This is a genomic window from Streptomyces sp. NPDC111606 (genome assembly GCF_055656945.1).
Genome location: NZ_JBVKBY010000005.1, coordinates 526,765 through 540,587, shown reverse-complemented (window position 1 = coordinate 540,587; position 13,823 = coordinate 526,765). Strand labels below are relative to the sequence as shown.

At 69.3% G+C, this 13,823-nt stretch carries 9 protein-coding genes; 4 read left to right on the top strand and 5 right to left on the bottom strand.

Translation table 11 applies throughout. The features are described 5' to 3' along the window. Entirely contained in the window at window positions 1–1,104 is a 1,104-nt protein-coding gene (locus tag ACZ7M7_RS21150; protein WP_472119080.1) for a cation diffusion facilitator family transporter, read from the bottom strand. Between the two features lie 82 nt (window positions 1,105–1,186). On the opposite strand from ACZ7M7_RS21150, the gene ACZ7M7_RS21145 reads away from it, so the two are divergent. Both ACZ7M7_RS21145 and ACZ7M7_RS21140 read left to right on the top strand, forming a co-directional pair. Then, on the top strand, window positions 1,187–1,546 hold the full coding sequence (locus tag ACZ7M7_RS21145) for an ArsR/SmtB family transcription factor (protein WP_472119077.1): 360 nt from the start codon (window positions 1,187–1,189) through the stop codon (window positions 1,544–1,546). Between the two features lie 86 nt (window positions 1,547–1,632). Continuing rightward, complete coding sequence (locus tag ACZ7M7_RS21140; RefSeq protein WP_472119074.1) at window positions 1,633–3,018, top strand: SMI1/KNR4 family protein; 1,386 nt, start codon at window positions 1,633–1,635, stop codon at window positions 3,016–3,018. 1 nt (window position 3,019) lies between these two features. Here ACZ7M7_RS21140 and ACZ7M7_RS21135 read toward each other — a convergent pair whose 3' ends face one another. After that, window positions 3,020–4,243, bottom strand: a complete 1,224-nt coding sequence (locus tag ACZ7M7_RS21135; RefSeq protein WP_472119072.1) for a 4-hydroxybenzoate 3-monooxygenase — start codon at window positions 4,241–4,243, stop codon at window positions 3,020–3,022. Window positions 4,244–4,541: 298 nt separating this feature from the next. Here ACZ7M7_RS21135 and ACZ7M7_RS21130 point away from each other — a divergent pair, with 298 nt between their 5' ends. Together ACZ7M7_RS21130 and ACZ7M7_RS21125 are read left to right on the top strand one after the other, a co-directional pair. Continuing rightward, window positions 4,542–4,715 carry a hypothetical protein gene (locus tag ACZ7M7_RS21130; RefSeq protein WP_383599479.1) on the top strand — a complete coding sequence of 58 codons (174 nt, stop codon included), beginning with the start codon at window positions 4,542–4,544 and terminating at the stop codon, window positions 4,713–4,715. A 246-nt stretch (window positions 4,716–4,961) separates the two neighbouring features. Then, window positions 4,962–6,710, top strand: coding sequence for an HEXXH motif domain-containing protein (locus ACZ7M7_RS21125; RefSeq protein ID WP_472119069.1), 1,749 nt, complete (start codon window positions 4,962–4,964; stop codon window positions 6,708–6,710). 9 nt (window positions 6,711–6,719) lie between these two features. On the opposite strand, the gene fxsT is transcribed toward ACZ7M7_RS21125, so the two are convergent. Genes fxsT through ACZ7M7_RS21110 form a run of 3 tightly spaced genes read right to left on the bottom strand, consistent with a single transcriptional unit; the run spans window position 6,720 to window position 13,725 of the window. Then, entirely contained in the window at window positions 6,720–11,153 is a 4,434-nt protein-coding gene (gene fxsT, locus ACZ7M7_RS21120) for an FxSxx-COOH system tetratricopeptide repeat protein (protein ID WP_472119287.1), read from the bottom strand. Window positions 11,154–11,176: 23 nt separating this feature from the next. Continuing rightward, window positions 11,177–12,301, bottom strand: a complete 1,125-nt coding sequence (locus ACZ7M7_RS21115; protein WP_383599473.1) for an AAA family ATPase — start codon at window positions 12,299–12,301, stop codon at window positions 11,177–11,179. Continuing rightward, window positions 12,298–13,725, bottom strand: a complete 1,428-nt coding sequence (locus tag ACZ7M7_RS21110; protein ID WP_472119065.1) for a VMAP-C domain-containing protein — start codon at window positions 13,723–13,725, stop codon at window positions 12,298–12,300. Before ACZ7M7_RS21110 ends, ACZ7M7_RS21115 begins: the two co-directional genes overlap by 4 nt. Window positions 13,726–13,823 lie beyond the last annotated feature (98 nt).

Below are 13,823 nucleotides of genomic sequence, written 5' to 3'. Positions count from 1 at the left end.
TCAGGCCGCGGTGTGGTGGGCGAGGGCGTGGTGCGGATCCGCCTCGCCCGGCACCGGTGCCGGGTCGGCGTGGACCAGGGCCGCCGTGAGCCGGGGTACGGCGTGCAGCAGCGCGTGTTCGGCGTCGACGGCGATGGCGTGCGCCTGCCGTACCGTCGCCTCGCCGTCCACCACGACCGCCACCTCGGCGCGCAGCCGGTGCCCGATCCAGCGCAACCGCAACTCGCCTACCCCGCACACGCCCTCGACCTCCCGCAGCGCCCGCTCGGCCCGGTCCACCAGAGCCGGGTCCACGGCGTCCATGACCCGACGGAACACCTCGCGCGCCGCGTCCCGCAGCACCAGAGTGATCGCGGCCGTGATCGCCAATCCCACGATCGGGTCCGCGAGTTGCCACCCGAGCGCCGCGCCGCCCGCGCTCAACAGGACGGCCAGTGAGGTGAATCCGTCCGTACGTGCGTGCAGGCCGTCCGCCACCAGCGCGGCCGAGCCGATCGCCCGGCCGACCCGGATCCGGTAGCGGGCGACCCACTCGTTGCCCGCGAACCCGACGAGCGCCGCCACGGCCACGGCAGGGATCTGCTGCATGGGGCGCGGGTCGAGGAGGCGGTCGAAGGCCGTCCACGCCGCGAAGGCCGCGGACGCGGCGATCGTCAGCACGATGGCGATGCCCGCGAGATCCTCGGCCCGTCCGTAGCCGTAGGTGAAGCGGCGAGTGGCCGCGCGCCGGCCCAGGACGAACGCGATGCCCAACGGTACGGCGGTCAGCGCGTCCGCGGTGTTGTGCACCGTGTCGCCGAGCAGCGCCACCGACCCGGACGCGACCACCACGACCGCCTGGGCGAGTGCCGTCAGACCGAGCACCGCCAACGAGACCCACAGGGCGCGCATGCCACGCGCCGAGGACTCCAGGGCGGAGTCGAGCTTGTCGGCCGTCTCGTGGGAGTGCGGAGTGAGGAGGTGGGCGAGGCGTTGGCGGAGGCCGGTGGGGGAGTGGTCGTGCGGGTGGGGACGGTCGTGCGCGTGGTCGTGCTCGCTCGCTGGGCCCCGGCCGTGACCGTGCCCATGGTGGTGCCCGTGCTCGTGCTCGTGCCGGTCGCCCACGGAGTTCCCCTTCCGCCGCGTGAGTATGGAGGTCCTTTGCGCGGGTGTGGACGCGGGCCGTCCACGAGGCCATTATGTGCGTATGAGCGCACGCATGCACCTATCAACTGCGCACGATGCGCACCCGCGCACCCCGGGCGAGGAACAGTTCGCGCTCGCCGCCGAACTCCTTTCCCTGCTGGGCGACCGGACCCGCCTCACGCTGCTGCACGCCCTGACGGCCGGCGAGGCCGATGTCACGACCCTCACCGAGGCCTGCGGCGCGGCCCGTCCCGCCGTCAGCCAGCATCTGGCACGGCTGCGTCTCGCCGGTCTGGTGAACACGCGCAAGGAGGGCAGGCGGGTGATCTACTCGCTCCGCGACGGCCATCTGCGCCGCCTCGTCGACGAGGCGCTGAACGTGGCGGACCATCGGCTCAGCGACCGGCCGCTGCACGACTGAAGCCGGTCGCCCAGCCCGGCGGATGACCGGCCGATCCCGGCGATAATCGGCTCCGTCACGACCGACGGAACGACCGGAGGCCACCCTTGCCCTCGATACATGACTTCGCGACCTGGGAACCCATCCTGCGGGTCCTGCGGGCGAGCAACGAGGAGCGCTTGGCCGCTCCGGGCGGCTATGTGACCGGCCAGATCGGCGTGTACGGGTGGAGCGTGCCCGTGCGGCGCCGGTCACCGGAGCCGGGACGAGCCGCCCAGGTCGAGGACATGCAGGACGAGTGGGACGCGGTCGAGCTCGTGCGCAACGCTCTCCTGGAGGCCGGCACCGACGACATCGCCTTCGTGGCCGAGATCTCGCCGGCGGGTCGGACCGTGCTCCATCTGATCAGTTGTGGTCCCGCCGCGGATCCCGGTATCGCCGGCCCGTACCCGGGCTCGCTCCTCCTGGTCGAGGACGCCGTGGCCGAGCCGTGGCGCCGCCTGCCCGATGCGATGTCCGGCGCGGTGCCGGCGCCGTCGGCGGACCCGGCGCAGCTGGAACGAACCCTGCGCGAGCGTCTCCCCGACGCCATCGGCGCCACCGAGGCGGAGATCGCCGCCGCGGAAGCACGTCTCGGCGTCACGCTGCCCCGCGAACTCAAGGCGCTCTACCGGGTGACGCGGGCGCGGTGGGCGGACTGGGGCGACTACGAGACGGCGGAAGCCGTCTACGACGCGGTCGGCTGTGAACTCCTCGCGCTGGAGGACCTGTTCGTCGCCGACGCCTCCTCCCGCCCGTGCCGCTGGGAGTTCGCGGCGATGGAGGCGGTCGTCACCCCGCCCGACGCCGCGGTGCAGCAACTGGTCGGCTCACCCGGCTGGATCGTCTTCGGCGGCAATGGCGGCGGCGACCGTATCGCGGTCGACCTGACACCCGGTCCGCGCGGGCACCTCGGGCAGATCGTCATGCTCGGCCACGAGTGGAACATCGGCGCCGAACTGCTCGCCGACTCGCTGACGGATCTGGTGCTGAACGGGGAGAGCGGGGAAGCGGGCGGCGACTCTCGCGGGGACCGGCCGCCGGCCGTGGTGTGGGTCAACAGCAGCAGCCTGACCGGCATCCAGGCCGCCGCCCACCCCGAGCTGGAAGCGCTGAGCATCGGCGTGTGGGACGGTGAGCCGTTCAGCCTCGCGCCCCTCATCGGCCTGCCCCGCCTGCGCACCCTCACCGCATACCCCGGCACACTCGCCGATCCGCAGGAGATCGCCAAGCTGACCGGGCTGGAGTTCCTGGCGCTCGGCCCGCAGGAGTGGCGCGTCCTGCTCGCCGCCGGGGCCGTTCCGCGCAGCCTGTCGGCCGCCGCCATCCAGGTGGAGGGGGCCCCGCACCCGCTCCCGATCGCGGACCTCGCCAACGAGATCCTCGCCCTGTGGGACCGCCCCCCGATCACCCGGACCGTCCTCGAAGGCGACCTGGGCCCCGGCGTGGCGTAGGTCAGGCGTCCGTGTGCCTGCCCAGGTACTGCTCAGCGAACGCCATTGCCGCGGTCGGGGAGCCGAAGATGCGGCGGAGGCGGGCGAGGGTGGTGCCCGCGCGGTACGGGTCGCCCGAGGACGTGCCGTGGTAGACCTCGGAGAGCCAGTGGGAGAACTCCTGGTAGTCCCACACCCGGTTCAGGCAGGCCTGCGAGTAGCCGTCCAGGCCGGTGCTGTCGCCCTTCGTCAGGTGGGCGACGAGCCCGTCGCCGAGCAGGAAGGCGTCGTGCAGGGCGAGGTTCATGCCCTTGGCGGCGATGGGGGCGGTGAGGTGGGCGGCATCGCCGGCCAGGAAGAGGCGGCCGAACACCATCGGCTCGACCACGTAGTTGTGCATGTCGAGGACACGTTTCTCGAGGAGACGCCCCTCCGTCAGCGGCGGCACGCCGTTCGCCCCGAGCCGTTGCTGCAGCTCCGTCCAGACCCGGTCGTGCGACCAGTTCTCCGGGTCGTCGCCGGGCGGGCACTCGAGGTAGTAGCGGGTCACCTCGGCGCTGCGCGGCATGTGCCCGGCGAACCCGCTGGGATGCATGCCGAACAGAACGCAGTCGGAGGACGGCGGCGCCTCGGCGAGCAGCGCCAGCCAGCCGATGCCGTAGTCGCTGCGGGAGATGTGGGCCCGGTCGTCGGGCAGCGCGGCCCGCGTCACGCCGCGCGCCCCGTCACAACCGGCCACGAAGTCGCAGTGCACGACCTCCCGTTGCCCCGTCTCCGGGCAGGTGTACGAGACCGAGGGGCGGTCGGTGTCGAGGTCGTGCAGCTGTACGTCCCGCACGCCGAAGCGTATGGCGCCGCCGCGCACGTCCGCGTACTCGCGCACCAGGTCCGTCACCAGGAACTGCTGGGGATAGACCCAGTGATGAGCACCCGTCAGCCGTGCGTACTCGAACCGGTAGCGCTCCCCGGCGAACCGGAACTCACACTCGGTGTGCCGCTGCGCCCGCTCCAGCAGGGTGTCCGCGAGGCCTCGTTGCTCGAGTCCGCGTACGACCCACTCCTCGATCACGCCGGCCCGCGGCCGCTGCTCGATGAACTCGCGTGTCTCGATCTCCAGGACGAGACAGTCGACGGACGCCGCCCGCAGGATGTTCCCGAGGGTGAGGCCGGCCGGGCCGGCGCCGACGATGACGATCGGAAGGCGTTGCGAGGCGCTGGAGTTGGGGTGGGGGGAGGTGGAGGTCACCCGAGCATTATGCGGGGGCGGGTGATGCGGCGCACCCTGTCCTGCTGCTGGTTCGGGCCGATCAACGGGCTGAAAGGGGAGAGGCGTTGGGTCCTATGTGATCGAGGTTCCGGGCAGGAGTGATCGTCGCCCGTGGGGCCACGGAGGCCACCTTCGTGGTGTCACTGGAGTGGAGCCGCAGCACTGGTGACTCGTGACCATGGCCCGAGGTCAGGGGACCCTTCCCTCGTTGTCTGTATGCGGGCATCATGGTGGGACGGGCCCGTGAACGGCCCCACCACACAGGGAGTTTGGTCGGATGGATCGCGCAGGGCACGACATCGCGACAGAACTGGTGAACGTGGCTGATCTGTCGCTGGACGAACTGATGCTGTGCCCTTCGGGCGACCTCGATCGTGCTGTGCGGCGCATCCTTCTTCAAGTGGATCTGCCGGTGCCGTTGACGGCGTCGGCGAATGCCACAAGCTGCTGAGCGGCTCTGTCGGCTCTTCAGCGAGAGATCGGTTTCGCTGCTCCGACTGGAGGCCCATAGTTGAAGGAGAAGAGCCGGCCGCGGTTACCCTCCGCTCTCTCTTCCATAGGGAGCGCAGGAGGCACCGGCGATCTGCACCGCATTCCGGTCACAGCAGTGGCCCAACTGTCCACGGGGGATGGTGACAGAGAAACCTGCGGACTGCTCCGTTATGGGCAGAAGAGCAAGCGTCTCGTCCTGATCCGCATGGTGCTCGAGGCCGTGGTGGCCGATCCTGCCGCGATGGGGCCTTTGCCCTCGGTGCGTTCCGCCTGGAATTTACTCAGCAGGGCGCAGTACGAGAACCCGAATGCCTTTGACGAGATACTGATGCATCCGTCCACAGGCATTTGGGCCGCGCACGTCCTGCGGCGCCTGCGGGGCGTCAAGTCCAGCAGCGTTCCCCTGTGGACGGAAGTCGGGTACTTCCACACGCTGGCAGCCGCCGCTGCGATGCGCGCCGGCGTCGAGTTTCACGCCCGGGTGCCGGTACCGGACGGTGGCACGCTGCACTTCCCGTCCATGGGGACGGTCCTGCTGCCCCGGGCCGACGCCGACAACGCACGACCCCGCGTGGCGACCGTGCGCTGGGCCGGCCGAGGAGCCGGAAGCGTGGCCGTCGTCTCCCCGACAGGTGCGTGCGTGCTGCTGCCGGACTCCCCGGACTTCCCTGAGTCCCCCTTGGCCAACTGGCGCCCGCTCCCGCAGCTCCGGGCCACGCGGGGCAGGCACAGTTTCCGGCTCGCTCTGGACGACATCGATCCGTACGCCCCCTTCGTGGCGGGACGGGAAGCCGCCCTCGTGAACGCGCAGAGCCGGAATCGATGGCAGACCCTGACGGAACAGGCGTGGGACGTTCTGGTCCGCACCCAGCCGGACACCGCCGACAGCATCGCCGACATGATGTGTGCCCTCGTCCCACTGGAGCGCGTCACGGCCGGGGAACCCTACAGCGCCACCTCACCCGAGTCCTTCGGCAGCGCGATGATGCAACTGCCCATGGACGCCACCTCTTTGGCCGTCAGCCTGATCCACGAGTTCCAGCACATCAAACTGGGCGCCCTCCTCGACATGATCACCCTGACGCGGGAAGTGAACGGCTCTCTCCACTACGCCCCTTGGCGTCTCGATCCCCGCCCGATCGCGGGAGTTCTGCAAGGTGTGTACGCTCACCTGGGCATCGTCGCCTTCTGGCGCCGATATCACCCGACGGCATCGGGGCAGGAAGCCTCTCGAGCTCGATTCGCCTATGCGCGATGGCGGCGCAGCACTCTCGCTGTTCTCTATGATCTGCCGGTGTCAGGGGAGTTGACCGAGCTGGGTGGATGGTTCGTGACGAACATGCGGGAGGCCCTGGCCCGCTGGTGCGAGGAGCCCCTGCCCCCGCACGTGGAGGCCGACGCCGCCATGGTCGCCGAGGACCACCTCGGCATGTGGCGGCTGCGAAACGGCCAGCCGTCGGAGTCCGATGCAGGGCTGCTGGCCGAGCACTGGAAGCAAGGCCCGGCTACGGCATGTCCTGCGGTGAAGAACCCCGTGGTGCGGGCCGATGTGCTGCCTCGCGAGCGAGCTGTGCGGTCCGAGCTGGTGAGCGCGCGCTGGGAGGACCGGAAGAGGTACGAATGGCTGCACAGGCATCCGGAGTCGCTGGGAGCTACCTCCGCCGACATCGCCCTGCTGGACGGTGACTTCGGCGCGGCGCTGCGAGGTTATCGGCAGCAGATCACGGCCCGGCCCGAGGCAGCGAGTCCGTGGACAGGCCTCGGCCTGGCGGCCAAGGGCCGTGGGGACCCCGCCGCCGCAGCGGCGTTGCTGGGCCGACCGGAGCTGGTGCGGGCCGTCTATCTGCGTCTGGCCGAGGACGCCACTCCGGTCGACCCGCTCGACCTGGCCGAGTGGATCGGGCTTCGGCTAACGGCGGAGGCGGTGGCCGCACCACCGCCTCACCGTTCCTAGCACGGGCCTTCAGATCTGGTACACCTCGGCATCGCAGTCGGCACGGTCCCCTCTGGTGGCGGCCGTCGTCGCCGAATGCCCCTGGCCGAGCACCTGTCGGAAGGAGCTCAGCGTTGCCGCGTACAGGGTCTCCGCTCTCTTCGTCTTGCCCAGGACACGGAGATCGGCCGACAGATTGAGCGCACAGGCCAGTGTGGTCGGGTGAAGGTCGCCGAGTTCCTGAGTGGTGCGCCGCAGGGTCTCCTCGTCCATCTCGGCCGCAGCCTGCGGGTCTCCCGACGTGAACAGGTCGCTGGCCAGGTTGATGGCCGCGGAGAAGGTGTACGGATGGTTCGGTCCCACGGTGGAGATCAGTCCGTCGTGGGCCTGGCTGTTCAGGGCCGCGGCCTGCTCGGTCTGTTCCTCGCGGCGTAGGGAGATCGCCAGGTTCGTCATGACTCCGAAGGTGAAGGGGTGACTCTCTCCGAGGCTCCGCTTGAACTGGTCCAGTGTCTTCCTTCCCAGCTCCACGGACTCGTCCAGACGATCGGCCTGGCGCTGGGCGATGACCAGACTCGACGCCGCGCACTGGGTGTTGAGGTGGTTGTCACCGTAGCGGCGCCGGTTCCGCTCCCACGCCTCCAGGCAGGCCGTGAGTCCGCCGTCGTGATCTCCCGCCTTGCGGCGTGCCTCGCCGAGATGGCGCAGTGCGATCAGGGTGATGGGAGTCTCGCTGCCGGCGAGACGCTCGAACCGGATCGAGTTGTTCTCCTGCATCTCGCAGGCGCCCACATAGTCGCCGCACTCCCGGAGGTCCACCGCCAGGTGGCTGACGAGCATCATCGTGAGCAGACTGTCCTCGCCGAGGACGTCGACGGCGAGTTGGAGACTCACCGCGTCGAGGTCACGGGCGGTGGTGAACTCGCCGGTCAGGCGCAGCGCCGTCCCGTAGTCCACGGCCGCCGCGATGGCCATGGGATCACGCTCGCCGAAGGCGCGTACGGCCTGTTCGTAGGTCTCCTTGTTGAGCTTGACGGACGAGGCGAAGTCCCCGGCCGCGCGCATGTCGACGGCTACGGCACGGGCCGCGAGCAGCGTGTCCTCGTGGGTGTCGCCGAGCGTCCTGCGCCGGCGTTCGAGGCTGTCCTCGTCGAGCTGCGAAGCGTCGGAGTACCGGCCGAGCGCGCGCAGGACGTGGCCGCAGTAGCGGGCCACCGTCAGTGTCTGGGAGTCGTCGGGGCCGATGTTCGCCCGCCAGGTCCGCAGGGACTCCTGGGCGAGTTCCAGACAGGCGTCGTGATCGCCCCAGGTGAAGAGGTAGGTGACGGTGTTGACGATGAGGTTGCGCACCCAGTGGTTGTCGCACTCGACCGCTCGGGATGCCCGGATGTGAGGGAGGAGCTCGGCGTAGCGGGGCCAGTTCGCGGTCACCCCAGGCTCGCCCGGGTCGCCTCCCGCGAGCAGCAGATGGGCCGCCTCGCGCATCGACTCGCGTTCCTCGGGGGTCATCTGGTCGATGAGCACCGCCTGGACGAGGCGGTGCAGCTGGATGCTGTTGGTGCGGTGGTCGATGCGTGCGAGTGCGTACCGGTTCACCTCACGCAGTGCCTGGCCGAGGCGGATCGGGTCGCTCAGTACCTGGCCGAGCAGTCCGGGCAGCGCGGCGTTGCGGCCTGCCATGAAAAGGCTGCGGGAGACCGGCTCCGGCGCGAAATAGGAGCAGACCTGGAGGAGTTGGAGTGCGCCGGGATTGGTGTCCCGCAGACGGTCCAGGGACACGTTCCAGGCCGCCGCAACGGGCAACTGGTAGTCCATCGGCGGTGCGAGTTCCAGCAACTCCGCACGACGGCTGACGAACTCTTCCCTTTTCCCTTCGAAGAGCTCCAGGTATTCCTCGGCCGGCATACCGGTTTCGGTCAGCCAGACTGCGGCCTGCTCGATGGCGAGGGGCAGATCGCCGAGAGCCTGGGACAGTCGATCCGCATTGTCGTCGGTGAGCTCCGGTCCGCGGCGCCGCAATAGCTCGATGCTCTCCGCGCGCGCGAAAACATCCACCTCGATGGTCCGTGCCATGTTGACCCATTGTCCGTTTCGGGAAGTGACGAGAATCCGGCCGGTGCCGCCCTGTGGGAAGAATGGGGTGACTGTTTCCGGGCTTTCAGCGTTGTCGAACACCAGAAGCCAATTTCGATAAGGCTCACCCAGTCGAAGGGCTTCCAGCACAGCTGGAACCGCGGTGTTGGCTTCGGCGCTGGTAGGCAATCGCAGCCGTTGCGCCAGGTCCACAAAGACGGCACGGATTTGGGCTGGTTGTTCAGCGGGTATCCACCAAACGATGTCATAGTCAGAACTATGACGATAGGCGTATTCAATGGCAATCTGGGATTTGCCGACGCCGCCCATGCCGTGCAGTGCCTCGGGTAAAATAGCCGTGGTGCCTTGCGTCAGACGCGTATGCAGATCCTGGAGCGCGAGCACTCGTCCGGTGAAGTTCACATTCCGAGGCGGGACATTCCCCCAAACGGGTGGCGGGCTGCCTGCCTTGCGCCGTTCGGCGATGGCTCGCTCCACCGGCCCCAGTGGCCGTACATATGCATCGTTCATCGAACTGAGCTCTCCTCTGTCCGCCGCTGCCTGCCCTTGGGGCATCGGTGTCGCGCGTTCGGGGACGGTCCGTAACTGATGCTTTGCGACCGTTTTTGAACATGAATCGGACACAGGTTCTTCGGGCATGGGTGATGTCCCGAATTCTAAGGGAGTGATACCGGTGTCCTGTGCCGTAAAACGCTGCTTGACGCGCGCGCTCAGCCGGTCTGCCCACGGCAGGTACGGCCCCGAGAGGGCGCGCAGTGTACGAATGAAAGGAACGACGAGGTCACCGCTCGACTCCTCCGGCACCACGACGGGCCGGTCCGCCCAGGGTGTCGTGAGCGCCTCGGCGAGGTTCCGCATCTCGGGCAGCGACGAGGCGAGGCGGGTGACGACGTGCAGCATCACCTCCGCGGTGGCGGCACGCCCGCTGGTGGCGAGGAGCTCCTCGGCCACGCCCGGCAGGAAGGCGTATCGGTGCGTGGTCGTTCCGAAGGGATCGGCGGACGGCCCGTCCTCCGTGACGAGCAGTCCCGAGGTGAGGACCTCGGCCATGTGTGCGGGGCGCGAGCCCGGTTGGGTGACGTACTGGACCGTCTCCATCACAGCGAGGTCCAAGGGTGCGACCGCTAGATGCTGGGCCAGCCGGAAGGCGGTGGGGGAAGCGCTGGCACGGAACTCGAGGACGCGTTCGGCCGGTGTCGGAGGACGTTCGGTGGCGAGGTTCTCGTGCGCCTCGGGACCGCTTTCCTCCGTGTCGGAGTCGTGCGTGGCCGTGGACAGCACCCGGGCACCGGGCCAAGCGGTGCTGTCGCCCGTCAGCAGTCGGGCCCACCGCGCCAGCCAGCGTGGCGTCAGTTCGATGACAGGTACGGCCGATTGCAGGGGTGCGTCCGTGCCGGAGGTGCCGGGGCCGGTCACTGTCGCGGTGCATCGAGGGCCGCAGGCCAGTGGCCCGGTGGCCCGGATGCGGGCGGGACGGGTGGCGACCCAGGTGCGGTACCAGGACCGGTGGGGCAGCAGATGGGCGACGACGACCGGGGTACGTTCACCCCAGCGGGTGATCAGTCGTTGTGCGGCCCCGGATCGCCACGCGGCCCCCGCACCGTCCGTGAGCACCATGACGGCCCGCCGCCGTGGTGGCAGCACGGGGGTCGCGAGGCCGAAGGCAGAGGCGGACGGGCCGGGTCCGCGCAGGTGGAGCTCCCTGTCGGCCTCCTGGTTCGTGCTGAGCAACCGGATGCTGAGGGTACGGAACGCACCGAGGCCGTTCAGCAGCCGCGCGAACTCGGTCACACTGTGCCGCCAGGCGGCCATCGACACCCCGGCATCCACCACCAGCACCAGATCGAGCCAGCGTTCCCTGGCCGGACGGAAGCGCGGCAACCGGGGCTCGGCCTCCACGAGGGCCTCGGCGGTCGACTCCTCGTCGAGTTCCCGGCTGTGCGCGGACGCGACGGTACGGCAGAGGGAGCGCAGAGCCCGCTCCAGAAGCCGCTTGTTCTCCAGTCCCGGCACGGCCGTCCATGGCTCGGTCACCGCATCACTGGCAGGGGGGCGGGGGAGGGGGAACGGGACGTCGACGAAGTAGGCGTTCGGTGCGGCGGGTTGCGAGGCCGGCGGCGGAGGTTCCGGCGCGGGGGCAGACCGCGGCGGTAACGGCTCCGACGCTGATCCGCTCTCCCCGGTGGGCGCCGGTGCGGGGGCGGAGCGCGGCGACTCCACAGGCTCCGGTACCCGTCGGTGTCGCTCTGCTGCGGAGGACGCACCGTCCCGTGGGCGGGTTCGGCCGGCCAGACACATGGCGAGCCACACGGCGTCGGAGAGTTCGTACGGCGTCAGATCTGCGCTTCCCAGGGGATCGGGCGGAGGCATCGGAGCCCGGGGGTCGGCAGCCATCACGGCCCCGTCGCGTCGAGGCTGCGCCACAGCGAGCTGACCAGCCTGTCCCAGTGCTCGTCACCGGTGAACCGGTCGGACGTGGCCAGATAGACGCTGTTGAGCAACTGATCCGCGGACATGCCGCCCTCGCGCGCGGCGCGGGCGACGAAGAGCCGCACCAGCTCCTTCCCCCGGGTGCCGGCCCGTTGACCGAAACGTGCCGTGACCATCGCGGCGAGCTGGTCCAGGTCGGGCGGCGCCAGTTCGAGGCGGAGACAGCGTCGCAACAGCGCCGGTGGGAACTCCTTTTCGCCGTTGGACGTGATGAGGATGAGGGGGAAGGCACGGCACCGCACCCGGCCGTGCGAGATCCGCGCCGTCGCGCCGGGATCGGCGGTGAGGACGTCGGCGTCCGGCTCGCGCGGAGCGGAACGGACCAGCTCGGGGATGTCGTACTCACCTTCCTCGAAGATGTTGAGGAGATCATTAGGTAGGTCTATGTCGCTTTTGTCTAGTTCATCGATGAGGAGCACACGAGGCAGTCGGTACGGCAGCAGGGCCGTACCCAGGGGGCCGAGCCGTATGTAGTCGCCGATGCCGGTCCGTTCGCCTGCCGGGTCGTCGGCGTGCCCCGGTTCCGCCTCCGTCGCCGCGCGGTAGGCGGCGGCGTCCTGCGCGCGCCCTATGGCGTCGTACTCGTACAGGCCGGAGCGCAGCGTCGTGCGGGTCGTGATGGGCCAGCGCAGGACGCGGCCCAGTCGTAACTCGCGTGCCACGCGGTAGGCCAGGCTCGACTTGCCGGTGCCCGGACGGCCGGTGATCAAGAGTGGGCGGCGCAGATACAGGGCCGAGTTGACCATGTCTGCTTCGTCGATATTGACGGGGCGCCGCGGATCGCCGTCGCGCAGGGGCGGACCGATCCGGCGTGTCACCTCGGCCTCGTCCTCGGCCGGGCGTGGCTGGAGCGGGCCGCCGTCGAAGGTGCGCCATGGGGGCGGGCCCATGAGCAGGTCGTCGAGATCGCGGGCCGCCAGGGCGCGCCCGTCGCCGTGATAGACCCACCACGGCGCGGTGTTCTGGGGGTGGGGGTCCTGCCCGTCATCCGGAGCGGACCTGTCGTCGGCGGGCCGGCCGTCACTCATGACTGCGTCCTTCCCCTGTGCTGTGGCGACTGGTAGCGCCGTAATGGCACGTAGACGTTCTCGGGATCGTCGATGAGCAGGAGCACTCCGTCCGATGTCCGCGACCCTCGGGACTCGTGGACCTTCGCGGCCAGCATGTTCAGCCGGCCGGCTGCGAAGAGGTGCTTCGCCAGGTCGTCTAGGGCATGGACGGCACCCTCCGAGCGGCTCCACAGCATCGCGGGGACGCCTTCTCGCAGAGCGACGTCGTACGGGTGGACGATCCCCGGTTCGGGTTTCCGGGGCGCGTCGAGCAGGGCGACCGCGACCACCCGTCCGGCCATGTCGCGGCCCAGGATGTCCTGCAGGTCCGAGGGGCTCAGGCCGCCCAGACCGCCGCAGGCGTGCCAGGAGCACTCGTGCGGGGTCTCGCGCATGCTGCGCCAGCGCCGCTTCCACACCCGCTGGATCGCGGGGTCGCGCTGCCGCTCAAGACTGCGGATCACCGTCTGGTAGTGACGCACCAGTGAGCGCGGCAGACCGGAGGAACGATGGGTGGAGAACTCCTCTATGGGCAGATCGACCAGCTCGCGGCCGAGCAGGAATTCCAGCTGGACGGGTGAATCGAGGCCCGCCAGCGACGCCTCACCGCTGGAGATGACACGCTCGACGGTCATCTCCAGATCGCCGTCGGAGCAGGCGAAGTCCAGGACGTCCGGACGGGCCGGGGACAAGGTGTCCTCTTTGGTCCACGAGGACACCAGGTAGCCGTCGCCGTCGCCATCACTGTCGTCCTTCCGTTCGATCTGGATCGCGAGGTAGGCCATGGACTCGGTGTGTTCGGGACGTACCAGGACGAGTTCGGAGGTCAATGTCTCCAGCGCGTCGAGCGCGCCGAGGCCCTCGGCGACCGAGGAGTTCCAATCGCGTAATCGCAGACGTAGTTCAATGGGGGCGAGTGCCGCGATGTATTCGACGTACAGCATGAAGGGGAAGAGGCCGTCGGCCCGTGCGTTCGCCTCCACCAGGTGGTCGAAGGCCAGAGCGATGTCCTCGTGCCCCGGGGGAAGCCGTTCATAGGTGCCACGCGCCGCTCGATGGATGCGGGCGATCGGTACCTTGGGTACTTCGCTCAATAAAGCGTGGATTTCCCGGAGTTGGACTTCGGACAGCGGAGGTTGCACGAACGCCGAGCGCACCAGGTGATGGAATGCCTCCGTGGACCGGGCGCCCGGAGCGAAGAAACGGAGCGTGTCCGCCAGTACCATGAGGCCACCGGGAATGTCGGTCAGAAACCGCACGACATCGTAAAGCTGGCTTCGCGTGTTCACGCCCTGCATCACAAGGCCACTCAATTCGATGTTCAGACGGCTCCCCGCCACCTCCAGACACTGGCGCCGTAAATCCGGATCCCCCATGGGTCTGGTGCGTTCCAGAGCCTCCACCAGTCTGCTGGTACGCACCCAGTCCGATGAGTCGTCGATTGTGTCCGCCATCCCCGTTTTCCCGTAACGCGTCAAGGCGTGGACAGGTTCGGCCACGC

Coding starts and splice junctions, on each gene's coding strand:
- ACZ7M7_RS21125 (WP_472119069.1), top strand. CDS start 4,962: ATGGTGCTCGAGGCCGTGGTGGCCGATCCTGCCGCGATGGGGCCTTTG.
- ACZ7M7_RS21115 (WP_383599473.1), bottom strand. CDS start 12,301: ATGAGTGACGGCCGGCCCGCCGACGACAGGTCCGCTCCGGATGACGGG.
- fxsT (WP_472119287.1), bottom strand. CDS start 11,153: ATGCCTCCGCCCGATCCCCTGGGAAGCGCAGATCTGACGCCGTACGAA.
- ACZ7M7_RS21130 (WP_383599479.1), top strand. CDS start 4,542: ATGGATCGCGCAGGGCACGACATCGCGACAGAACTGGTGAACGTGGCT.
- ACZ7M7_RS21145 (WP_472119077.1), top strand. CDS start 1,187: ATGAGCGCACGCATGCACCTATCAACTGCGCACGATGCGCACCCGCGC.